Raw genomic sequence first — 22,839 nt, 5'->3', positions numbered from 1 at the left:
ACGTCGAGTCCAACGTCGAAAGCCTTCGGGACGCAACCGAGCTGCGCCGCATCCTCCAGGGCGGGCGGCCCCACGAAAAGGAGACAGTTGGGTGGCACGCATCGGCGACGGTGGTGATCTGCTCAAGTGCTCGTTCTGCGGGAAGAGCCAGAAGCAGGTCAAAAAGCTCATCGCGGGTCCGGGCGTGTACATCTGCGACGAGTGCATCGATCTCTGTAACGAGATCATCGAGGAGGAGCTCTCCGAGACCTCCGACCTCAAGTGGGACAGCCTGCCCAAGCCGAGGGAGATCTACGAGTTCCTCGACTCCTACGTCATCGGGCAGGACACGGCGAAGAAGGCCCTTTCCGTCGCCGTCTACAACCACTACAAGCGCATCCAGTCCGGTGACACGGGGCGGGACGACACGGTCGAGCTCGGCAAGTCGAACATCCTGCTGCTGGGTCCCACCGGATCGGGTAAGACGCTGCTCGCGCAGACGCTCGCCAAACTCCTCAACGTGCCGTTCGCGATCGCGGACGCGACGGCGCTCACTGAGGCGGGCTACGTGGGGGAGGACGTCGAGAACATCCTCCTCAAGCTGATCCAGGCGGCCGACTACGACGTCAAGAAGGCCGAGACCGGGATCATCTACATCGACGAGGTGGACAAGATCGCTCGCAAGAGCGAGAACCCCTCGATCACCCGGGACGTCTCCGGTGAGGGCGTCCAGCAGGCCCTGCTGAAGATCCTGGAGGGCACCACCGCGAGCGTCCCGCCGCAGGGCGGCCGCAAGCACCCCCACCAGGAGTTCATCCAGATCGACACCACCAACGTGCTGTTCATCTGCGGTGGCGCCTTCGCCGGGCTGGAGAAGATCGTCGAGTCCCGGGTCGGCAAGCAGGGCATGGGCTTCGGCGCGGTGATCCGCTCCAAGTCCGAGTTCGACGAGTCGGTGAACGTGCTGGGCGAGGTGATGCCCGAGGACCTGCTGAAGTTCGGCATGATCCCCGAGTTCATCGGCCGGCTCCCGGCCATCACCAGCGTGCACAACCTGGACCGCGAGGCCCTGATCAACATCCTGACCGAGCCCAAGAACGCCCTGGTGCGCCAGTACCACCGGCTGTTCGAGCTCGACGGCGTCGACCTGGAGTTCACCGACGACGCCCTGGAGGCCATCGCCGACCAGGCCATCCTCCGCGGCACCGGCGCCCGCGGCCTGCGGGCGATCATGGAGGAGGTCCTCCTGTCGGTGATGTACGAGGTCCCGAGCCGCCAGGACGTGGCCCGCGTCGTCATCACCCGCGAGGCCGTCCTGGAGCACGTCAACCCGACTCTCGTCCCGCGCGAACGCACCAAGCGGGAACCCAGGGAGAAGAGCGCCTGAGAGCGAACCCGAAAGCGCCCCTCCGCGGAGGGGCGCTCTCGTTTCGGGGCCTCTTTCGACCGGGAGCCCGCCGGCCTGGCCGCAGGCGGTCAGGCGGTCAGGCGGTGAGCCGGTCAGTCGGTTACGGGGTGTTGCGGGCGGAGTCGCCGAGGCCGGCCTCGCGGGCCAGGACGATCGCCTGGGCCCTGTCGGCCACGTGCAGCTTCATGAAGATGTTGCTGACGTGGTTGCGGACGGTCTTCTGGCTGAGGAACAGGGTCGCGGCGATGTCCTGGTTGCTGCGGCCCTGCGCGATCAGTTCGAGGACCTCCCGTTCCCGCTCGGTGAGCTGGGGGAACGCGGTCTGCCGCGGGTCGGGCATGTCGGTGAAGTAGGTCAGCACGCGGCGGGCGATCTCGGGGCCGTAGATGGCCTCGCCGGCCGCGACCGCGCGGACGGCGCGGGCGATCTCCTCGGCCCCCGACTCCTTGAGCAGGTAGCCGCGGGCCCCGGCGCGCATCGCGGCGAACACCGAGTCGTCGTCCCGGAACATGGTCAGGACCAGCACGCCGATCCGGGGGCTGGTGCGGGTGATCGTGCGGGTCGCCTCGATGCCGTTGCCGCCCGGCATGTGCAGGTCCATCACGACCACGTCGGGCTGCAGCTCGGCCGCCAGGCGCACCGCGTCGGGGCCGCATTCGGCCTCGCCGACCACCTCGACGCCCAGGGCCTGCAGCAGGCCCTTGAGGCCCTGCCGGAAGACCGGGTGGTCGTCGGTGATGAGGACCCTGATGCCCTCCGCGCTCATGTCTGCCCGCCTTCGCCGGTGAATGCCCGATGGTAGCCGGGTACGGCGAGCGGCAGGCGGGCGGAGACGATGGTGCCGACGCCGGGCCGGGAGGTGACGGAGCAGCCGCCGCCGACCTCGGCCGCCCACTCCCGCATGCGGGCCATCCCGCCGGTGTGCGGAGGGCCCGCGCCGCGGACCGCGTCGGGCAGCCCGACGCCCGAGTCGGCGATCATGATGTGCAGGTCGGCGTCCCGGCTGAGCAGCAGCAGCGCGGTGCCCGCCCGGGCGTGCTTGCGGATGTTCTCGACCGATTCCTCGACGATCCGGTACGCGGCGACCTCCACCGCGGCGGGCAGATCGGCCTGGTCGCCCTCGAACCGGACGTCGACCCGCTCGCAGCAGCCCTCGGCGAGCGCCTCGACGGCCGCCAGCAGCCCGAGGTCGTCGAGGGCGGGCGGGCGCAGGCCGTGCGCCATCTCGCGGATCTCGCCGACCGTGGTGGCCAGCCGGTCGCGCAGCTCCGACAGCAGCGGCTCGATCCGCTCCGGCTTCCCGGCCAGGGTGAGCCGGGCGGTGTCCAGGGACATGGCCAGGCTCGCCAGCGTGGGGCCCAGCCCGTCGTGCAGGTCGTGGCGGAGGCGGCGGCGCTCCTCCTCGCGGGTGGCCAGGATCCGTTCCCGCGAACGCTGCAGGTCGGTCGTCAGCCGGGTGAGGCGGGGGATGTGCGCCAGGTGCGCGGCCGCCGCGCCGGCGGCGAAGGCCCCCGCGAGCCCCGCCGCGCGCGCCAGTACCGATCGCATCCCGCTGCTTCCCCTCCCTCCTCGTTCCCCGTCGAGTCCGGACGCCGTTGTCCAGCCTCGCCGGTCGGGCGACCCGATGTCAGGTGACCTGAGTCCCGACCGCGGCGGGAACCCGGCGGCCCCGCCCGGAGGGCGGAAGGGGCGGGACCGTTCCCGTCAGCTCTCGATGTCGTCCCGCATGCGGCGCATCGCCGAGGCCACGGTGAGGTAGCTGATGTTCCTGGACGACGACAGCGAGCTCCCGTCGGGGACCGGCATCACGGTGCCGAACGAGCTGCCGGTGGACCAGGCGCAGATCGCGGTGCTGTAGGTGGAGACCGTCGACTGCCGGTTGCGGACCGTGCTGCAGACCGCCTTGCCGTCGCCGCCCGCGTCCGACACCGGGTAGGTGAAGGTCGAGACGTTGCTGCTGATCTCGGCGTTCACCGCGGTGCGCCAGGTGCTGTAGAGGTCGTCCTCGTCGAAGTCGCCGGTGCCGCCCACGAACAGGTACTTGTCCGAGCCCGAGCCGTACACGGCGCTCTTGACGTCGGTGATCCGGTAGCCGCTGGCCCGCCGGATGATCGACCGCTGCGAGTTCAGCTGGGAGGAGATCCGGCTCTCGGTGGAGTAGTCGCGGCTCATCCCGCCCGCGACCGAGGGCGTGTCGATCTCGTGCTTGCTGGTCGCGCCGATGACCACCACGACCACCACGACGAGCACCGTGAGCACCAGCCCGATCCCGATGATCAGCCCGATGATCAGGCCGGCTCCGGAGGAGCGGCGCGGGGGAGGGGGCGGGGCGTAGGCGGGCCCGGGGGGCGCCGTAACCGTAGCCCGGGGGACCACCGGGCGCGGGCGGGGGGTTCCAACCGCTCATATTCGTGACTCCTTGTCGCGGCCAGGCGGGCGGGTCAGGGGTTGGCCCTTCCGGCGAGGCTCCGCATCCTTCTGCTGATCTCTTTGACGCATCAGGGCGTCGGCGCGTTCTACCTTTTCGGGACCCGTAGAATCTGGCCCCGTGACAACGCCCAGCGATGAGCGAGCCCCCGAGGCCGCCGAGGTCGATCTGCCCACCCAGTACCAGCCCGCGAACGTCGAGGGCAGGCTCTACGAACGCTGGGTATCGGCCGGGCTTTTCACCGCCGACCCGGGCCGGCGGCCTGACGCCCCCGCGTACTCCATCGTGATCCCGCCCCCTAATGTGACAGGTTCCCTGCACATGGGCCATGCCCTGGATCACTCCATCCAGGACTCGCTGGTCCGCCGGCGCCGGATGCAGGGGTACGAGGCGCTGTGGCTCCCGGGCATGGACCACGCCGGCATCGCCACCCAGAACGTGGTGGAGCGGGAGCTGGCCAAGGACGGCAAGTCCCGCCACGACCTGGGCCGGGAGGCGTTCGTCGACCGGGTCTGGCAGTGGAAGGCCGAGTCCGGCGGCCGGATCCTGGGGCAGATGCGCCGGCTGGGCGACAGCGTCGACTGGACGCGCGAGGCGTTCACGATGGACGACCGCCGTGCACGCGCCGTTCGCACGATCTTCAAGCGGCTGTTCGACGACGGCCTCATCTACCGCGCCGAGCGGATCATCAACTGGTGCCCGCGCTGCCTGACCGCGCTGTCGGACATCGAGGTGGAGCACGCCGACCGCGAGGGCGAACTGGTCTCGCTCCGGTACGGGTCGGGCGACGACGAGATCGTGGTGGCCACCACCCGGGCCGAGACGATGCTGGGCGACACGGCGGTGGCCGTCCACCCCGACGACGCGCGCTACAAGCACCTGGTGGGGCGCGAGATCGAGCTGCCGCTGACCGGCCGCACCATCCCGGTGGTCGCCGACGCGCACGTCGACCCGGAGTTCGGCACCGGCGCGGTGAAGGTGACCCCGGCGCACGACCCCAACGACTTCGAGATCGGCCGCCGGCACGACCTGCCGCTGCTGACGATCATGGACGAGCGGGGTGTGATCACCGCGCACGGCCCGTTCCAGGGCCTGGACCGGTTCGAGGCGCGCCCGGCCGTGGTGGCGGCGCTGCGCCAGGAGGGCCGGATCGTCAAGGAGGTCCGCCCGTACGAGCACGCGGTCGGCCACTGCCAGCGCTGCTCCACCGTCGTCGAGCCGCGCGTGTCGCTGCAGTGGTTCGTGAAGGTGGCGCCGCTGGCGAAGGCGGCCGGCGACGCCGTCCGCGACGGGCGGGTCGCGATCCACCCGCCGGAGATGGCGGCCCGCTACTTCGAGTGGGTCGACAACATGCACGACTGGTGCATCAGCCGCCAGCTGTGGTGGGGGCACCGCATCCCCGTCTGGTACGGCCCGGACGGCGAGGTGGTGTGCCCAGGGCCGGACGAGGAGCCGCCCGCCGGGTGGACGCAGGACACCGACGTCCTCGACACCTGGTTCTCCTCGGCGCTGTGGCCGTTCTCCACGCTCGGCTGGCCCGAGGAGAGCGCCGATCTCAAGCGGTTCTACCCGACGTCGGTGCTGGTCACGGGCTACGACATCCTGTTCTTCTGGGTCGCCCGGATGATGATGTTCGGGCTGTACGCGATGGACGGCGCCGTGCCGTTCGAGACGATCGCGCTGCACGGCATGGTCCGCGACCAGCACGGCAAGAAGATGTCGAAGTCGTTCGGCAACGTCGTCGACCCGCTGGACTGGATCGACCGCTACGGCGCCGACGCCACCCGGTTCACGCTGCTGCGCGGCGCCAACCCGGGCGGGGACGTCCCGGTGGCCGAGGAGTGGGCGCAGGGCTCGCGCAACTTCTGCAACAAGCTGTGGAACGCGACCCGGTTCGCGCTGATGAACGGCGCGCACGTCCGGGGCGACCTGCCGTCCGCCGGGGAGCTCACCACGGTCGACAACTGGATCCTGTCCCGGCTCAACACCGTGATCGCCGAGGTCGACGCGCAGCTGGAGGGCTTCGACTTCGCCAAGGCGTGCGAGACGCTGTACCACTTCGCCTGGGACGAGGTCTGCGACTGGTACGTGGAGCTGGCCAAGGTCCAGCTGGCCGACGAGCGCGCCGGGGCGACCCGCCGGGTGCTGGGCGAGGTCCTGGACAAGCTGCTGCGGCTGCTGCACCCGGTGATCCCGTTCGTCACCGAGGAACTCTGGACGTCGCTGAGCGGGGCGGAGACGGTCGTGCGGGCCGCGTGGCCGGCCGCGGACGCGGCCCGGCACGACGCCGCGGCGGAGACCGAGGTGGCGTCGCTGCAGCGGATGGTCACCGAGGTCCGCCGCTTCCGCAGCGACCAGGGGCTGAAGCCGGGGCAGCGGGTCGCCGCGGCGCTCGACTTCGGCGGGTCGCCGCTGGCCGTCCACGAGGAGGGCGTCCGCACACTGCTGCGCCTCACCGAGCCGGGCGAGGGGTTCTCCGCGACGGCGTCGCTGCCGGTCGAGGGCGTGACGGTGCGGCTCGACACCGCCGGCGCGATCGACGTGGCGGCCGAGCGCAAGCGGCTGGAGAAGGACCTGGCCGCGGCCCGCAAGGAGGCCGACCAGGCCCGGCGCAAGCTGGCGAACGAGGCGTTCATGGCCAAGGCCCCGGAGGCGGTCGTGGCCAAGAACCGCGACCGGCTCGGGCAGGCGGAGATCGACATCGAGCGGCTGGAGGCGCAGCTGGCGGCGCTGCCCGCCGCGCCGGCCGGCTGACCGCCTGAGGCGTTCCCCGGCCTCCGGGCCGGGGGAATGCGCGAACCCGGCGCGGGCGGTGCGCGTCGAAGCTACGATCTTTGACTCGTGGGAAATAAGGCATTGGCAGCGCAATGACTGAATCGCCCCCTCGGCCCGAAATGCCGTCCGACGATCTGAACGCTCCGCCGATCCTCCCCCGCCCCGGAGGGGCGGCGGAGCCCGCATCGGCGTTGATCATGCCGCCGGCGCCGCTGCCCGTGGCCCCCTGGTGGGCGTCGTCCACCCCGGACCCCACGCCCCCGCCGTCGGTGACGAACCCCCCGGTGACCATCACCGACCCGATCCCGGTGATCGCCGAGCCGTCCGCCGCGCCCGGCCCTCCGATGGACCTGGTGACGGCGCCGCCCCCGGACCCGGCCGCGGTCGTGGTCGGGCCGCCGCCCCCGGTGGAGGTGGTCAGGGAGACGCTCCCGCCCGTGCCCGTGCCAGTGCCAGTGCCCGTGCCAATGCCCGAGGCGGTGCCGGCGCCCCGCCCACCGGCTCCCGTGGAGGTGATCCCGGAAGCCCCTCCGGAACCTCCGCAGGCTCGTACGGAGGCCCCGCCGGAACCCCCGCAGGCCCGTACGGAGGCCCCGCCCGCTCCAGTGGTCGCCCCGGCCGCGCCGAGCGCGCCCGCCACCGTCGTGGACCAGGTCATCTCGACCGGTCCACAGCCAAGCGTCGCCGTCCAGGACCTGCCCGTCTGGGACGCGCCGGATTCCCACTGGACGCCCTCCCCGGCCCCCGCCGCCACAGCCCAGCCCGCCCCGCCGCCCCCCGCGCCTCCGGCCGCCCCAGCGCCTCCCAGGCCGCCCGCGCCCGGCGCCGCCCGCAGGCGGTCCAAGGCGGGGCTGATTGCGCTGCTGGCCGTCGGCGCGGGCGTCGCTGCCGCCGCCGTCACGGCCGTGCTGGTCGCGGTGTCGGGCGGCGACGACGTTCCCCTGCGCAAGGTCGCCGCCGGGAGCACGGCCGGGGGGCTCCGCAAGGACGCCGCGGTCCCCGCGACGAGCGCGGCGTACCCGTTCATCATCGCCGCGGCCCGGTCCGGCGGCGTCGAGCAGGCCGCCACCGCCGGCGGCGTCTACCGCGATCCGGCGACGGGAGCGCAGAACATCCTGTTCCTCGGCGGGACGGCCCCGATCGGCGACCCCGCCGCGTTCCTCAAGAAGGCGCGCCCGAGCACGGCCCTCAAGGTCGCCCCGACCGTCCCGGGCAAGGGCAAGGCCGGCGGCCAGGTCTCCTGCGGAACGTTCGCCGTCCTCGCCGAGACCCACCTCTACTGCGCCTGGGCCACGGAGAACTCCTTCGGCTTCGTCGCCTCCAATGAGCCCGCCGGTGCCGTCCAGCCGTCCGCGCTGGCCCCCCTGACCCTCCGCATGCGCACCGACCTGGAGAAACGCTCGCCCTGACGCCGGCTACGGCACCTGGAAGAGCCGTTCGGTGCCGGCGTCGACCGTGTCGAGCACCAGCCCGACGAAGTAGACGGTGCCGAGCACGACCAGGCGGCGGCCCAGGCCGGCGAGGCGCTCGGGGGTGAGGTCGGCGGCGTCGGCGACGTCCCACGCCTCCGGCAGGGGATGGGAGAAACGCAGGCGGTCGTAGGGCAGCCGGGCGTAGGTCACCGGCAGGTCGCCCAGTTCGGCGATGGCGCCGTCCAGGTCCTTGTGGTCGGGGAGGCACACCACGGCGTGGTCGATGGCGCCCCAGCGGTCCCGCGCGGTGGCGAGCGCGGCCGCGATCCCGGCCCGGTCGATGGCGGAGTCGGCCAGCAGCGCGGTGCCGGTTCCGGGGACGGTGTGCCAGGACAGCCTGCCCGGCAGCGTGATCGTTTCCAGGACGGCCCGGAGGCGCGGGGCTTCGGGCGCGGGCCGTCCGAGGGCCTTCAGGAAGCGCAGGGCGGCCAGGTGGCCGGTCTCGGCGCTCGTCCGGGCCAGCCCGGCGGGCAGCAGCCGGGCGGGGAGCCCGCATCCGGCGTGGGGCGGCGCCTCGGGCTCCACGACCCCGCCGGTGATCTGCCGGACGGTCTCGGCGATCGCCGCGGCGGCCTCGCCGGTCTGCGGGGCGGAGACCACCGCCCGGGTGCCGGGGGCCACCGCACCGGCCTTCTCCACGGCGATCTCGGCGACCGTGTCGCCCAGGACCCCGGCGTGCTCGCGGAAGACGGGCGTGATCGCGGCGACGGTCGGAGGGAAGAGCGAGATCTCGTCCGAGCGGCCGCCCATGCCCGCCTCCAGGACCAGGACGTCCAGACCCGCCTCCCGTGCGTGCAGCGCCCCTGCCAGTAGGAACAGGCCCGAGGGGGACAGGTAGCCGCGGGTGCGTCCCGGGAGCCGCCGCATGGCGTCCTGGAGGCCGCCGGCAAGGTGCTCGAGCTCCCCTTCGCCGATCGCCTGGCCGTCGACACGGATCCGTTCCCGGTTGGAGCGGTAGGCGGGGCTGGTCACCGTTCCGGTCCGCAGGCCCGCGGCGGCCAGCACGGCCGAGGCATAGGCGGCCGCGGTGCCCTTGCCCTTGGAGCCCACGACGGCCAGGACGGGCCGGTCGGCGTCCGGCAGCCTCAAGACCTCCGCCAGCGCACGGGCCCGTTCCAGGCTGCGCCGTTCGTCCGGGCCGCGCCGCCGCCACTCGCGGAAGAACACCTCGGGGTCCACTGGCTCCGCCCCCTCGGATCGCTTCGGAGCACCGAGACCATGCTGACAGCCCAGCGGGTCCGGTGAGGCCGGCGGTACGCGGCAAGTAGGCTGCGAGAGTCACCTTCCGCAGCTATGGAGCGTCGTGAGCCAGGTAACCGAGCCGCTGGACTACCGCGCCGTCGTGAGCGCGATCATGAGCCGTGGGGTCGAGTGGGACATCGATCCCACCCTCGACCGGATCCGCGATCTGGTCGACGTACTGGGCGAGCCGCAGCGGGCCTGCCCGGTGATCCACATCGCCGGGACCAACGGCAAGTCCAGCACCGCCCGCCTGATCGAGGCGCTGCTGCGCGAGCGGGGCCTGCGCACCGGCCTCTACACCAGCCCCGAGCTGAACACCCTCCGCGAGCGGATCGCGATCGACGGGGAGGCGGTGAGCGAGGAGCGGTTCGTCCAGGTGTACGAGGACGTGCTGCCCTACCTGGGGCTGATCGACGACAAGCACGGCACCCGGCTGTCGTTCTTCGAGGTGCTCACGGCGATGGCGTTCGCGGCGTTCGCGGACGCGCCGGTGGACGTGGCGGTCGTGGAGACCGGGATGGGCGGCTCCTGGGACGCCACCAACGTGGCCGACGGCGCGGTCGCGGTGATCACGCCGATCGGGCTCGACCACACCCGCTACCTGGGCGACACGATCGAGGAGATCGCCGCCGAGAAGGCCGGGATCATCAAGCCGGGCGCGGTCGCGGTGCTGGCGCAGCAGCCGGTGGCGGCGGCCGAGGTGCTGCTGCGCCGGGTGGCGGAGACCGGCGCCACCGCGGCCCGGGAGGGCGTGGAGTACGGGGTGCTGAACCGGGACGTGGCGTTCGGCGGCCAGCAGTTGCGGATCCAGGGGCTGCACGGGATCTACGACGAGATCTTCCTGCCGCTGTTCGGGGAGCACCACGCGAGCAACGCGGCGACCGCGCTGGCGGCCGTGGAGGCGTTCGCCGGGGGAGCCCCGACCAGGGGCGAGGCCAACCTGGAGGCCGCCACGCGGATCGCGCCGGGCGAGTCGTACACGGGCGGCGAGGCCGGGCAGCTCGATCCGGCGCTGGTGCGCAGCGGGTTCGCCAAGTCGTCCTCGCCGGGGCGGCTTGAGGTGGTGCGCACGGGGCCGACGGTGCTGCTGGACGCGGCGCACAACCCGGCCGGGATGGCCGCGACCGTCGCCACGGTCACCGAGTCTTTCGGGTTCACCCGGCTGGTCGGGGTGGTCGCCGCGGCGGCCGACAAGGACGTCGCGGGCGTCCTGGACCAGCTGGAGCCGGTGCTGGCGGAGCTGGTGGTGACGCGCAACTCCTCGCCGCGCTCGATGCCGGTGGACGAGCTGGCCGAGCTGGCCGAGGGGATCTTCGGGCCGGAGCGGGTGCATCCGTCGCCGCGGCTGGACGACGCCATCGACCGGGCGATCGGCCTGGCGGAGGAGACCGGCGAGTACCGCGGCGCGGGCGTCCTGGTCACCGGCTCGGTGGTCACGGCCGGGGACGCGCGGACGCTGCTGCGGGTCCAGGACGGCCGGTGAGCGGGCCGGTGAGCGCGAGCGGAGGCGAGACGATGGAGCGTCAGGGCGGTGCGGCCCCGGCGCCGGTGCGCGCGGGGTCCGCCGGGCGGGGGCCGGCCCGGAGCCTGCTGGCGATGGTGCTGGCGTGCGAGGCGATCGTGATCGGGCTGGCCATTCCGGTGGCGGTCGCGGTGCTGAAGGTGGACGGCGCGACCGCCGGTCTGGTGTGCGGCGGCCTGGCGGTGCTCTGCCTGGTGATGGCCGGTCTGCTGAGGTTCCCGTGGGCGGTTCCGGCGGGCACGGTGCTGCAGGTGCTGATCATCGCGACCGGGTTCATGGTGCCGACCATGTTCTTCCTCGGTGCCCTTTTCGGTGCGTTGTGGGGAACGGCGATCTGGATGGGGCGCAAGGCGGAGGGCGCGCGGGCGCGCTAAATTCGCGGGGACGGCTTCGCCGTTCGTCCACCGCGTTCTCGAGGGTCAATTCCGGCATTTTTCATTAATGCCCTCTTTTTCGTACATGTCATCGGTGGGCGACGACCTCCGGAGGAGAGGGCCGTGTCCCACCGTTCCGTCACCGCCGCCGTGGCCACCGCCGGGACGGCGCTGCTCGCGGCGGCCGCGCCGGCCGCCGCCGCCCTGGTCCTGCCCGATCTCAGCCCGGACGTCGCGGCGCGCGCGGGGCTCGGCGACGGGTCCGGGTTCGTGCGTGCCGCGGGGCTGACGCTGCCCGCGCTGCTGCTGGCCGTCGCGCCGGCCGCCTGGCTCGCCCGCCGCCGCTCCCCGCGGGCCGTGCTGGTCGCGGGGCTGTGCCTGCTGGTCGCGGGGCTCGCGGGCGCGCGGTACGCGGACTCGGTGCCGCTGGTCGCGGCGGCCCGCGGGGCGCAGGGCGTCGGCGCGGGCCTGGCGCTGCCCGCGACGCTGGTGCTGGTGTGGGAGCGGGGCGGCCGGTTCCTGGCCGCGCTCTGGGCCGGGGCCCTGGCCGCCGGGCTGCTGGTCGCGATGCCGCTGGCGCTGCTCGCGGCCCCCTCCGCGGGGAGCGGCGACTGGCGGAGCGTGCTGGTGCCCGTCCCGTGGCCCGCGGCGCTGGCGGCGGGCGCGGCGGTGATCGTGTGCCTGATGGGACGGGGCGCGGAGCCGTTCGCCGCGCCGCGGCACGCGGAGCGGGCGCAGCTGGTGCTTCCGGCGGCCCCGGCGGCCGGGCTGGCGTTCCTGGCGGTGGTGACGGCCCGGGACTGGTCGCCGGGGGCGCGGCTGGTCGTCGCGTGCATCGCGCTGGTGGCGCTGTTCGGGCTGGCGCTGGCCGCGGGCCGGGACGCGACGGCGGGCAGCCCGCTCGGCTGCGCGGCCGTCATGGTCACCACGGGGCTGCTGGTGTACCCGGTGGCCGCGCCGCTGGCGGGTCTGGCGCAGGCCGCGGCGACGGGGACGGACGGGGCGGTGCCGCTCCTGCCGTTCGCCGCCGGGGGCGCGGCGGCGCTGGCCGGCGCGCTGCTCACCGCGCGGCTGGACGGGCGGGCGGCGCGGGCGGCCGTGCCCGCCGGCCACGGCCTGATCGTCGCGGCGGTGGCCGTCGCGCTGGCCGTGCCCGCGCCCGGCGACCCGCGCCTGCTGGCGGCGGTGCTGGTGCCGCTGGGGCTGGGCGCCGGGCTGGCGCTGGCCGCCTCGCTGCGCGACGCCGGGGTGGGCGCGGCCCTCTTCGGCCTGGGCCTGTGCTTCCCGGCCGTCCTCACCGGCCAGCTCCTGGTCCTGTCGCTGCAGGCGGGCCGCTGGTACCAGGCGCCGCCCGAGACGGCGGCGCAGCGGCTGGCGGTGCTGACCGACGGCTACCGGATCTGGCTCGTGGCGGCCGGGGTGATCGCCGTGCTGCTGGCGCTGGCCGCCCGGCGCCGGAGCGGCGGCGGCGCGGCCGTTCCGGAGCCCGGAGCCGGGTAAGCTTCGCGGCGCACCCACCTTTGAGCGCAGGGGCCGCCTCTGGGCGCGGGGGGTGCGCCTCTTCCGGCAGGCCCCCGCAGCGGGGCGCGCCCGCCATCCGACATTCCAAGGAGGACCATCCGTGTCCGAGCGCACTCTTGTCCTGGTCAAGCCCGACGGCGTCCGCCGCGGTGTCGTCGGCGACGTCATCTCGCGGATCGAGCGCAAGGGCCTGAAGCTCGTGGCGCTGGAACTGCGGACGCTGCCGCGCGAGACGGCCGAGGCCCACTACGAGGAGCACGCCGAGAAGCCGTTCTTCGGCGAGCTGGTCGAGTTCATCACCGGCGGTCCGCTGGTGGCGATGGTCGTGGAGGGGCCGCGCGCCGTCGAGGCGTTCCGCGCGCTGGCCGGCGCCACCGACCCGGTGAACGCCACCCCCGGCACCATCCGCGGCGACCACGCCCTGGAGATCGGTGAGAACATCGTGCACGGCTCCGACTCGACCTACTCGGCCGAGCGCGAGATCAAGCTGTTCTTCCCCGACCTGGGCTGAGGTCGATCACCCCCCGCCGGTGCGCCGCGCATTCGGGCGATCACCGCGGGAAACCCTGGACACGCGGGCCGGATCTTCCGGCCCGCGCTGTCTTTAACCGGGAACTCACCAGCTCAACACCCGTTTTTTAGGCGACTCGCGGCCTTCCGGTGCCTGCCCTGCCCGGCTTCGTCGCGTTACGATGGGGGCGCCGCTCTGCACGCCCGTCAAGCATGAAGGGCTCCCTTTCTTCATGGGTAACAAGCTGTCGTTCCTCGGCCGTGACATGGCGGTCGATCTTGGCACCGCCAACACGCTGGTCTATGTGCGCGGGCGCGGCATCGTCCTCAACGAGCCCTCGGTCGTGGCGATCAACACCAACACTGGGAAGATCGTCGCGGTCGGGATCGAGGCGAAGCGGATGATCGGCCGCACCCCGGGAAACATCGTCGCCGTGCGACCCCTCAAGGACGGAGTGATCGCCGACTTCGACGTCACCGAACGCATGCTCCGCTATTTCATCCAAAAGGTGCATAAAAGACGGCATTTCGCCAAACCGCGGATCGTGGTGGCGGTGCCCAGCGGCATCACCGGGGTGGAGCAGCGCGCGGTGAAGGAGGCCGGCTACCAGGCCGGCGCCCGCCGGGTCTACATCATCGAGGAGCCCATGGCCGCCGCCATCGGCGCCGGGCTCCCGGTGTACGAACCCACCGGCAACATGGTCGTCGACATCGGCGGCGGCACCACCGAGGTCGCGATCATCTCGCTGGGCGGCATCGTCACCAGCCAGTCGGTCCGGGTCGGCGGCGACGAGCTCGACCAGGCGGTGATCTCCTTCTCCAAGAAGGAGTACTCCCTGATGCTCGGGGAACGTACCGCCGAGGAGATCAAGATGGCGATCGGCTCCGCGTTCCCCACCAAGGACGAGGAGCCGCACGCCGAGATCCGCGGCCGCGACCTGGTCAGCGGACTGCCCAAGACTGTCGTGATCTCCGCCGAGGAGGTGCGGCGGGCGATCGAGGAGCCGGTCAACGCGATCGTGGACGCGGTCAAGACCACCCTCGACAAGTGCCCGCCCGAGCTGTCCGGCGACATCATGGACCGCGGGATCGCCCTCACCGGCGGCGGCGCGCTGCTGAAGAACCTCGACGAGCGGCTCCGGGAGGAGACCGGGATGCCGATCCATCTGGTCGACAACCCGCTCGACTCGGTGGTGCTCGGCACCGGCAAGTGCGTGGAGGACTTCGAGTCGCTGCGGCAGGTGCTCGTTCCCGAGCCCAGGCACTGACGGGCCGGCGGCGCCCTCAGGCGTCCGGGGGACCGCCCCCGGACGGTTCCTGACGGGCCGGCGGAGCCGTCCGGAGGGGCCGGGAGACCGGCCCCTCCGGCGACACTGACGCCCCACCCACAGGCGATGAATCGGGAGGTCGGTGGGTGAAGGACACCCGGCGGACCCGCGTGGTCCTCGGAGTGCTGCTCGTGGTCGCGCTGGCGCTGATCACGGTCGACTACCGCGGCGGGGCCGACTCCCCGCTGCGCGGGCTGCGCGGCGTGGGCGCCGCGGTCTTCGGCCCGGTCGAGCGTGCGTCGGCCTCGGTGGTGCGGCCGATCGGCAACACCTTCGACGCGATCACCGACGCGCCCGGCGAGCGCCGCCGGGCCGACCGGCTGGAGCGCGAGAACCAGCGGCTGCGCGAGCAGCTGCGCTCCAGCGGGATGGACAAGACCCGCGGCGCGCAGCTGGACCGGCTGCTCGGCACCGCCGGCATCGGCGGGTACAAGATCGTCGCGGCGCAGGTGATCTCGGCCGGTCAGGGCTTCGAGGACACCGTCACGCTGGACGTCGGCAGCCGCAGCGGGGTCAGGCCCGACATGACGGTGATGAGCGCGGACGGGCTGGTCGGCCGGGTCACCCGGGTCGGCCCCGCCACCGCGACCGTCCTGCTGGCCACCGACGTGACCTCCTCGGTCGGCAGCCGGCTGGAGGACTCCCGCGAGATCGGGATCGTGCAGGGCCGGGGCCGCCGCGGGTTCGGCGGCGGCGGCGCCACCCCGATGCGGTTCCAGCTGCTCAACGCGCACGCGCCGATGAAGGTCGGGCAGCGGCTGGTCACGCTCGGGTCGCAGGGCGAGCGGCCGTACGTGCCGGGCGTGCCGATCGGGGTCGTCGAGCGGATCGACGAGCCGATCGGCGGCCTGACCCGCACCGCCTACATCCGCCCGTTCACCCGCTTCACCACGCTGGACGTGGTGGCCGTGGTGGTCGCGCCGCCCAAGGCCGACCCGCGCGACGCCGTGCTGCCGCCCAAGCCGCCCTCCCCGAGTCCCACGCCCACCCCGAGCGCCACCTCCTCCCGGGCGGCCGAGGGCAGGCCGAGCGGGGAGCCCGGCCCGACGCCGAGCCGGTCGCCCGGCCGGTCGCCGAGGCCGACCACCACCGAATCGGGGGACTGATCGACGTGCTGAACGCACCGGAGAGCTCGCCGGCGGCCGGCCGCAAGCTGATGGCGGTCGTGGTGCTGGCGGTCGCGCTGATCCTGCAGGTGTCGGTGGCCAACCGGCTGCCGCTGCCCGGGCAGATCACGCCCGACCTGGTGCTGCTGGCCGTGGTGGCGCTGGCCCTGGTGTACGGGTCGCTGACCGGCGTCGTCGCCGGGTTCGCCGCCGGGCTGGCGGCCGACATCATCCCGCCCGCCGACCACACCATCGGCCGGTACGCGCTGGTGTACTGCCTGATCGGCTACGTGTGCGGGCTGGCCGCCGACGAGATGGACCGGCAGTCGCTGGTGCCGTTCCTGGCGGTGGCGGCCGGGGCGCTGGCCGGGACGGTGCTGTACGCGCTGACCGGGATGATGCTGGGCGACCCCAGATCGAGCTGGGCGCTGGTGTCGCGGATGGTGCCGCTCCAGGTGCTCTACGACGTGATCGCCAGCCCGTTCGTGGTGTGGTCGGTCCTGAAGGTGACCGGCCGGCACGAGTCCCGCGACCGCTCCCGCGACCGGATGGCGGTGCCGGCCGCCCGCTACCGCGCCATGTCGGGCCGGGGGTCGGGCCTGTGAACCCGCGGACCCACTTCCGGCTGGTCGTGCTGTACGTCCTGGTCGCCGCGATGCTGCTGGTGCTGATGGGGCGGCTGTGGACGATGCAGGTCCTGGACGGCGCGCACTACCGGCAGGTCGCCGAGCAGAACCGCATCCGCGACATCGTGGTGCCCCCGGTGCGCGGCATGATCCTCGACAGCTCGGGGCGGGCGCTGGTGCGCAACCGCACCGCGCTGGTCGTCTCGGTCGACAAGACCACGCTGTCGCGGCAGAAGGACGACGGCAGGGCGATCCTGACCCGGCTGGCCGGCGTGCTCGGCACCTCCTACGACGAGCTGATGAAGCGGACCCGGCTGTGCTCGCCGACGGTCAAGCGGCCGTGCTGGCCCGGCTCGCCCTACCAGCCGATCCCCGTGGACGACCGGGTCGACCCCAAGCGCGCCCTGCAGATCATGGAGCGGCAGGAGGAGTTCCCCGGCGTGACCGCGCAGGTCCAGGCCGTCCGCGAGTACCCGAAGCCGGAGGGGGCGACCGCGGTGCAGGCGCTGGGCTACCTCCAGCCGGTCACGCAGGAGGAGCTCGACAAGCGCAAGGGCGCCAAGTTCACCGGCTACAGCGGCGTCGACCTGGTCGGCCGGGACGGCCTGGAGGCCACCTACGACGCCGACCTGAGCGGCGAGCCCGGCCTGCGGCGGGTCCTGGTCGACAGCCAGGGCCGGGTGACCGGCACCGCCTCCGAGCAGGCCCCCGTCCCCGGCGACACCCTGATCACCAGCATCGACGCGCGGATCCAGGCCGCCGCCGAGAAGGCCCTGGACGACCAGATGAAGGCGGCCCGCGGGCGCGGCGAGAAGGCCGACGCGGGCGCCGCCGTCGTCATGGACGTGACCAACGGCCGGGTCGTGGCGCTGGCCAGCCGCCCCACCTACGACCCCGCCATCTGGACCGGCGGGATCTCCCAGGACGACTACGACGCGCTGCTGGGCAAGAAGCGCGGCGAGCCGCTGATCTCCCGGGCCACGCACGGGCAGTTCGCGCCGGGCTCCACGTTCAAGATCTCCTCGGTGGCGGCGGCGATCTCCGACGGCTACTCGCTCAACGGCATCTACCCGTGCCCGGGGTCGTACAACGTGGGCAGCCGCGCGTTCACCAACTTCGAGGGCCAGGGGCACGGCCCCATGAACCTGCACAAGGCCCTGGTCGTCTCCTGCGACACGATCTTCTACAAGTTCGCCTACGAGGAGTGGCTGCGCGACGGCGGCATGAAGCCGCGCAAGAACCCCAAGGACCCGATGGTCGCGATGGCCCGCGAGTGGGGCTTCGGCGCCCGCAGCGGGATCGACCTGCCGGGGGAGACGCCCGGCCGCATCCCCGACCGCGGGTGGAAGCGCGAGTACTGGAACGCCACCAAGAAGGCCGACTGCAAGGGCGCCAAGCAGGGCTACCCCGAGATCGCCAAGACCGATCCGGGCCGCGCCGCCTACCTCAAGGCCGTCGCCGCCGAGAACTGCGCCGAGGGCTTCGTGTGGCGCGCCGGCGACGCCGCCAACTTCTCGGTCGGGCAGGGCGACATCCTGGTCACCCCGCTGCAGCTGGCCCGCTCGTACGCGGCGCTGGCCAACGGCGGGCGGCTGGTCGTGCCGCGCGTCGGGGTGGCGGTGGTCCGGCCCGACGGCACGGTGGCGCGCCGCATCGACCCGCCGCCCGCGCCGAAGCTGCCGGTCGACTCCAAGGTGCTGAAGTACATGCGCGGGGCCCTGGCGGAGGTGACCAAGTCGGGTACGGCCGCCGGGGCGTTCCAGGGGTTCGATTTCAAGAAGGTCCACGTGGCGGGCAAGACCGGCACCGCCGAGGTGTGGGGCAAGAACGACACCTCCTGGTTCGCCTCGTTCGCCCCGGCCGACAAGCCGCGGTACGCCGTCGTCGCGATGGTCTCCCAGGGCGGCACCGGCGGGTCCACCGCCGGGCCCGCCGTCCGGCAGATCTACGAGGCGATGTACGGGCTCAACGGTCAGAAGCCCGCGCTCAAGGACGGGAAGCTGCCCGACCGGCTGCCCGACATCCGCGCGCTGAGGACCGAGCCGTGATCGGCGACGTCGGCGCCGGCTCCCTGGAGGGCTACGTCGACCAGAGCGCCTGGCGGCGGCGGGTGGGCGCGCTGCGCCGGCTCGACTGGGTGCTGGTGCTGGCGGTGCTGGTGCTGTCGGTCATCGGCGCGCTGCTGGTGCGGGCGGCGACCGTCCCGCTGCTGACCGAGCGCGGCGACGACCCCGAGAGCTTCTTCCAGCGGCACATCCTCAACGTCGTGCTGGCGTTCGGGGTGGGCGCCCTGGTCGCGCTGCTCGACTACCGGCTGCTGCGCGCCTACGCGCCGATCCTGTACGGCCTGTCGGTGGTCGGGCTGATCGCGGTGCTGACCCCGCTGGGCGACACGATCAACGGCTCGCACTCCTGGATCGTGCTCGGCGGCGGGTTCCAGTTGCAGCCCTCGGAGTTCGCCAAGGTCGGGCTGGTGGTGCTGCTGGCGATGATCCTGGGGGAGCCGCGGGACGGCGAGGTCGGCCCCGGCGGCCGCGACATGCTGCTGGCGCTGGGCCTGGCGGGCGCGCCCGCCGCGCTGATCATGCTGCAGCCCGACCTGGGCACCACGCTGGTGTTCATCGCGGTGGTGCTGGGGATGCTGGCCATCTCCGGCTCGCCCAAGCGCTGGCTGGCCGGGCTGGTGGGCGGCGGGCTGCTGGTGGCCTTCGCCGCGTGGTTCTTCGAGCTGCTCAAGCCGTACCAGCTGGCCCGGTTCACCGCGTTCATGGACCCCTCCGCCGACCCGCGCGGGGCGGGCTACAACGCCCAGCAGGCCCGGATCGCGGTCGGCTCCGGCGGGGTGACGGGCAAGGGCCTGTTCAACGGCGAGCAGACCGGCGGGCACTTCGTGCCCGAGCAGCAGACCGACTTCATCTTCACCGTCGCGGGCGAGGAGCTCGGCTTCGTCGGCGCGGCGGTGATCGTGCTGCTGCTGGGCGTGGTCATGTGGCGGGGGCTGCGGATCGCGACGCAGGCCGCCGACCTGTTCGGCACGCTGGTCGCCTCCGGGATCGTGTGCTGGATGGCGTTCCAGTCGTTCGAGAACATCGGGATGACGCTGGGGATCATGCCGATCACCGGGCTGCCGCTGCCGTTCGTGTCGTACGGCGGGTCGGCCACGTTCGCGAACATGATCGCGCTGGGGCTGCTGCAGGCCGTCCATCTGAGACGCCGCCCCTTCGACTGAGCGCGCGGGCCGTCGACCGGACGATCTTGAACGGCGCCGGGGCCCGGCCCGCGGCGGTACGCTGGATGGTCCATCCGCATCCGGATGGATCGATCCCAAGGCCCTTTCCCGGAATCCCGGAGGACATCGCATGCCTGTCGAGTCGATCTTCCCGCGTCTGGAGCCGCTGCTCCCGCGCGTGCAGAAGCCGATTCAGTATGTCGGCGGCGAGCTGAACTCCCAGGTGCAGGACTGGGACGAGGCCGAGGTCCGGTGGGCGCTGATGTACCCGGACGCCTACGAGGTCGGGCTGCCCAACCAGGGCGTCCAGATCCTCTACGAGATCCTCAACGAGCGTGAGGGCGTGCTGGCCGAGCGCACCTACAGCGTCTGGCCCGACCTCGAGGCGATCATGCGGGAGCACGGGATCCCGCAGTTCACCGTCGACGCGCACCGGCCGGTCGGGGCGTTCGACGTGCTGGGCGTCTCGTTCTCCACCGAGCTCGGCTACACCAACCTGCTGACCGCGCTGGACCTGGCCGGCATCCCGCTGGAGGCGGCCGACCGCGGCGAGGATCATCCGATCGTGCTGGCCGGCGGGCACGCGGCGTTCAACCCCGAGCCGGTCGCCGACTTCCTCGACGCCGCCGTGCTCGGCGACGGCGAGGAGATCGCGCTGGCGATCACCGAGGTGATCCGGGAGTGGAAGGCCGAGGGGCGGCCCGGCGGGCGCGACGAGCTGCTGATGCGGCTGGCCCGCTCCGGCGGCGTGTACGTGCCGCGGTTCTTCGACGTGACCTACCTGCCCGACGGGCGGATCCAGCGGGTCGCGCCCAACCGCCCCGGCGTGCCGTGGCGGGTCGAGAAGCACACCGTGATGGACCTCGACCAGTGGCCGTACCCGAAGAAGCCGCTGGTGCCGCTGGCCGAGACCGTGCACGAGCGGTTCAGCGTGGAGATCTTCCGCGGCTGCACCCGCGGCTGCCGGTTCTGCCAGGCCGGGATGATCACCCGTCCGGTGCGGGAGCGGTCGATCACCACGATCGGCGACATGGTCGACACCGGCCTGAAGGAGAGCGGCTTCCAGGAGGTCGGGCTGCTCAGCCTCTCCAGCGCCGACCACAGCGAGATCGGCGAGGTCGCCAAGGGCCTGGCCGACCGCTACGAGGGCACCAACACCTCGCTGTCGCTGCCCTCGACGCGGGTCGACGCGTTCAACATCACGCTGGCCAACGAGTTCTCCCGGGGCGGGCGCCGCTCCGGGCTGACCTTCGCCCCCGAGGGCGGCTCCGAGCGGATGCGCAAGGTGATCAACAAGATGGTCACCGAGGACGACCTCATCCGCACCGTGACCACCGCCTACGAGAACGGCTGGCGCCAGGTCAAGCTGTACTTCATGTGCGGGCTGCCCACCGAGGAGGACGAGGACGTCCTGGCCATCGCCGACATGGCCAAGCGGGTGATCAAGGCGGGCCGGGACGCCACCGGCCGCAGGGACGTCCGCTGCACGGTGTCCATCGGCGGGTTCGTGCCCAAGCCGCACACCCCGTTCCAGTGGGCCGCCCAGTGCGACCACGAGACCGTCGACCGGCGGCTGCGGGCCCTGAAGGACGCCCTGCGCGGTGACAAGGAGTACGGCCGCGCCATCGGCCTGCGCTACCACGACGGCCAGCCGTCGATCATCGAGGGCCTGCTGTCGCGCGGCGACCGCCGGGTCGGCAGGGTGATCCGCGCGGTGTGGGAGGACGGCGGCCGCTTCGACGGCTGGAGCGAGCACTTCTCCTACGACCGCTGGACGGCCGGCGCCGAGAAGGCCCTGGCCGGCGAGCCCGTCGACCTCGACTGGTACACCGTGCGCGAGCGCGACGAGGTCGAGGTGCTGCCCTGGGACCACCTCGACGCCGGGCTCGACCGCGAGTGGCTCTGGCAGGACTGGCAGGACGCCGTCGACGAGACCGAGGTCGAGGACTGCCGCTGGACGCCGTGCTACGACTGCGGGGTCTGCCCCACCATGGGCACCGAGATCCAGATCGGCCCCACCGGCAAGAAGCTGCTGCCGCTGTCGGTCGTCTGAGGACTCCGACGACTTTTTCGCCGAAGAGTATGAAAGATCGTCTTGCTGGGGAGGACTTCCGGAGAGAAGCCCGAACCGCCTTCGGGTACGGGGTTTCCGGAACCGACCGGGGCCGCGCCGGTACTGATCGCGACCGTTTCGGGCGCGGCCGCCGGGCCCAACGGCCCCGGGCGACCCGTACTCTATAGGGAGACGTTTTCGACTCGGCACGAGTAGGAAGGACAACAGCCCTGGCACCCATGCCGGAGGGTCCCGCACCGGCCCCAGTGATCCAGCGCCTCCGCGTGCGCTACGCCAAGCGCGGCAGGCTGCGGTTCACCAGCCATCGCGACATATCCCGGGCCGTGGAACGCGCCGTGCGGCGCGCCGGGATCCCTGTCGCGTTCAGCGCGGGATTCAGTCCGCACCCGAAGATCTCGTACGCGGGTGCGGCGGCGACCGGGGTGGCCAGTGAGGCCGAGTACCTCGAGATCGGGCTCATCGCGACCCGCGACCCTGCGCGGGTCCGGGCCGACCTCGACGCCGCCCTGCCGGACGGGCTCGACATCGTCGATGTCGTGGCCGTCGGCCGGGAGAAGTCAAGCGCGTTGGCGGATCGGCTCGAGGCGTCCGAGTGGCGGGTGCGGCTGGACGGCGTCCAGGAGACCGACGCCGCCGAGGCCGTGGCCGCCTTCCTGGAGGCCGCCGCGATCGAGGTCGAGCGCCTCACCAAGAAGGGACGCCGCCGTTTCGACGTGCGCGCCGCCGTCAGCGCTCTGGAGGCCCCGGAGGCCGGGGCGGCCGAGCCGGCCCGGCGCGCCGCGGAGGCGGTGGATGCCCCTTGTGCAATACTTCGAATGGTTGTTCGGCACACCACACCCGCCGTACGACCCGACGACATCCTCACCGGACTGCGCCAGGTCGCCGACCTCGCGCCGCCGTCACCGCCACTGGTGACCAGGCTGGCGCAGGGGCCCCTCGACGCGGTCACCGGTGAGATCGCGGATCCGTTCGAACTCGATCGCGGCGAGCTCTCGCCCGACCGAGAGGCCGTACGGCCGTCCGGCGACGACGCCGTGACGGCGCGCGGCCCTGCGCTGCCGCAGTCCGATCCGGCCGCGAGCGCGGATGTCGCCGGCGCCCGTTCGTAGGACCGAAGCCGTGGTGACACGGAACCGGTTTCCAGGGAGCGACGGGCGCGCCCCCGACGACTTTGTCGTCGCCGCAGGACCACGTGCGTGGCCAGGCGGTGACGGCGCCGACGACTGACGGAGAGTTCCCGTGCGG

18 protein-coding genes are annotated in these 22,839 nt (G+C 72.8%); 14 read left to right on the top strand and 4 right to left on the bottom strand.

The genetic code is table 11. The features are described 5' to 3' along the window. Positions 1 to 91: 91 nt before the first annotated feature. Positions 92 to 1,366 (top strand): ATP-dependent Clp protease ATP-binding subunit ClpX, encoded by a 1,275-nt coding sequence (gene clpX, locus ACZ466_RS07640; protein WP_378292391.1) that lies wholly within the window; start codon positions 92 to 94, stop codon positions 1,364 to 1,366. 121 nt (positions 1,367 to 1,487) lie between these two features. Here clpX and ACZ466_RS07635 read toward each other — a convergent pair whose 3' ends face one another. The 3 genes from ACZ466_RS07635 to ACZ466_RS07625 form a co-directional block, all read right to left on the bottom strand. After that, complete coding sequence (locus ACZ466_RS07635) at positions 1,488 to 2,153, bottom strand: response regulator transcription factor (protein ID WP_378292393.1); 666 nt, start codon at positions 2,151 to 2,153, stop codon at positions 1,488 to 1,490. Continuing rightward, positions 2,150 to 2,935, bottom strand: coding sequence for a sensor histidine kinase (locus ACZ466_RS07630; protein ID WP_378292395.1), 786 nt, complete (start codon positions 2,933 to 2,935; stop codon positions 2,150 to 2,152). Before ACZ466_RS07630 ends, ACZ466_RS07635 begins: the two co-directional genes overlap by 4 nt. A 156-nt stretch (positions 2,936 to 3,091) precedes the next feature. After that, the gene (locus ACZ466_RS07625) at positions 3,092 to 3,646 is read right to left on the bottom strand and encodes a hypothetical protein (protein ID WP_464043076.1); all 555 of its coding nucleotides are present in this window, start codon (positions 3,644 to 3,646) and stop codon (positions 3,092 to 3,094) included. A gap of 289 nt (positions 3,647 to 3,935) precedes the next feature. Between ACZ466_RS07625 and ACZ466_RS07620 the strand changes: the two genes are divergently transcribed. Next, a complete protein-coding gene (locus ACZ466_RS07620) occupies positions 3,936 to 6,569 on the top strand; it encodes a valine--tRNA ligase (RefSeq protein WP_378292400.1) in 2,634 nt (877 codons plus the stop codon). Positions 6,570 to 6,874: 305 nt separating this feature from the next. Beyond that, positions 6,875 to 7,999, top strand: coding sequence for a hypothetical protein (locus ACZ466_RS07615; protein ID WP_378292402.1), 1,125 nt, complete (start codon positions 6,875 to 6,877; stop codon positions 7,997 to 7,999). 6 nt (positions 8,000 to 8,005) lie between these two features. Here the strand turns inward: ACZ466_RS07615 and ACZ466_RS07610 are convergent, their stop codons facing one another. Continuing rightward, on the bottom strand, positions 8,006 to 9,241 hold the full coding sequence (locus ACZ466_RS07610; RefSeq protein WP_378292404.1) for a folylpolyglutamate synthase/dihydrofolate synthase family protein: 1,236 nt from the start codon (positions 9,239 to 9,241) through the stop codon (positions 8,006 to 8,008). A 175-nt stretch (positions 9,242 to 9,416) separates the two neighbouring features. Between ACZ466_RS07610 and ACZ466_RS07605 the strand changes: the two genes are divergently transcribed. The 11 genes from ACZ466_RS07605 to ACZ466_RS07555 all read left to right on the top strand — a co-directional run bounded on the left by ACZ466_RS07605 (position 9,417) and on the right by ACZ466_RS07555 (position 22,703). Continuing rightward, positions 9,417 to 10,787 carry a bifunctional folylpolyglutamate synthase/dihydrofolate synthase gene (locus tag ACZ466_RS07605; RefSeq protein ID WP_378292412.1) on the top strand — a complete coding sequence of 457 codons (1,371 nt, stop codon included), beginning with the start codon at positions 9,417 to 9,419 and terminating at the stop codon, positions 10,785 to 10,787. Between the two features lie 8 nt (positions 10,788 to 10,795). Further along, positions 10,796 to 11,200, top strand: a complete 405-nt coding sequence (locus ACZ466_RS07600) for a DUF4233 domain-containing protein (protein ID WP_378292406.1) — start codon at positions 10,796 to 10,798, stop codon at positions 11,198 to 11,200. Between the two features lie 123 nt (positions 11,201 to 11,323). After that, on the top strand, positions 11,324 to 12,700 hold the full coding sequence (locus ACZ466_RS07595; protein WP_464043073.1) for a hypothetical protein: 1,377 nt from the start codon (positions 11,324 to 11,326) through the stop codon (positions 12,698 to 12,700). A 121-nt stretch (positions 12,701 to 12,821) separates the two neighbouring features. Beyond that, positions 12,822 to 13,232 carry a nucleoside-diphosphate kinase gene (ndk, locus tag ACZ466_RS07590; RefSeq protein WP_378291305.1) on the top strand — a complete coding sequence of 137 codons (411 nt, stop codon included), beginning with the start codon at positions 12,822 to 12,824 and terminating at the stop codon, positions 13,230 to 13,232. A gap of 232 nt (positions 13,233 to 13,464) precedes the next feature. Further along, positions 13,465 to 14,499, top strand: coding sequence for a rod shape-determining protein (locus ACZ466_RS07585; RefSeq protein ID WP_378291302.1), 1,035 nt, complete (start codon positions 13,465 to 13,467; stop codon positions 14,497 to 14,499). 146 nt (positions 14,500 to 14,645) lie between these two features. Continuing rightward, positions 14,646 to 15,665, top strand: coding sequence for a rod shape-determining protein MreC (gene mreC, locus ACZ466_RS07580; protein ID WP_378291300.1), 1,020 nt, complete (start codon positions 14,646 to 14,648; stop codon positions 15,663 to 15,665). 5 nt (positions 15,666 to 15,670) lie between these two features. Continuing rightward, a complete protein-coding gene (gene mreD, locus ACZ466_RS07575; protein WP_378291298.1) occupies positions 15,671 to 16,270 on the top strand; it encodes a rod shape-determining protein MreD in 600 nt (199 codons plus the stop codon). Further along, positions 16,267 to 18,339 carry a penicillin-binding protein 2 gene (gene mrdA / locus ACZ466_RS07570; protein WP_378291295.1) on the top strand — a complete coding sequence of 691 codons (2,073 nt, stop codon included), beginning with the start codon at positions 16,267 to 16,269 and terminating at the stop codon, positions 18,337 to 18,339. Before mreD ends, mrdA begins: the two co-directional genes overlap by 4 nt. After that, the gene (rodA, locus tag ACZ466_RS07565) at positions 18,336 to 19,520 is read left to right on the top strand and encodes a rod shape-determining protein RodA (RefSeq protein WP_378291293.1); all 1,185 of its coding nucleotides are present in this window, start codon (positions 18,336 to 18,338) and stop codon (positions 19,518 to 19,520) included. The genes mrdA and rodA overlap by 4 nt, the downstream gene beginning before the upstream one ends. Before the next feature lie 130 nt (positions 19,521 to 19,650). Next, complete coding sequence (locus ACZ466_RS07560) at positions 19,651 to 21,573, top strand: TIGR03960 family B12-binding radical SAM protein (RefSeq protein ID WP_378291291.1); 1,923 nt, start codon at positions 19,651 to 19,653, stop codon at positions 21,571 to 21,573. Positions 21,574 to 21,812: 239 nt separating this feature from the next. Next, entirely contained in the window at positions 21,813 to 22,703 is an 891-nt protein-coding gene (locus ACZ466_RS07555; protein ID WP_378291289.1) for a TIGR03936 family radical SAM-associated protein, read from the top strand. Positions 22,704 to 22,839: the final 136 nt, after the last annotated feature.

The sequence above is a fragment of the Actinomadura rugatobispora genome (genome assembly GCF_055379765.1).
The sequence above is the reverse complement of the archived record's forward strand: the minus strand, read 5'-3'. Positions and strand labels throughout refer to the sequence as shown.

Coding starts and splice junctions, on each gene's coding strand:
- ACZ466_RS07605 (WP_378292412.1), top strand. CDS start 9,417: ATGAGCCGTGGGGTCGAGTGGGACATCGATCCCACCCTCGACCGGATC.
- ACZ466_RS07555 (WP_378291289.1), top strand. CDS start 21,813: ATGCCGGAGGGTCCCGCACCGGCCCCAGTGATCCAGCGCCTCCGCGTG.
- ACZ466_RS07560 (WP_378291291.1), top strand. CDS start 19,651: ATGCCTGTCGAGTCGATCTTCCCGCGTCTGGAGCCGCTGCTCCCGCGC.
- ACZ466_RS07630 (WP_378292395.1), bottom strand. CDS start 2,935: ATGCGATCGGTACTGGCGCGCGCGGCGGGGCTCGCGGGGGCCTTCGCC.
- ACZ466_RS07585 (WP_378291302.1), top strand. CDS start 13,465: ATGGGTAACAAGCTGTCGTTCCTCGGCCGTGACATGGCGGTCGATCTT.
- ACZ466_RS07635 (WP_378292393.1), bottom strand. CDS start 2,153: ATGAGCGCGGAGGGCATCAGGGTCCTCATCACCGACGACCACCCGGTC.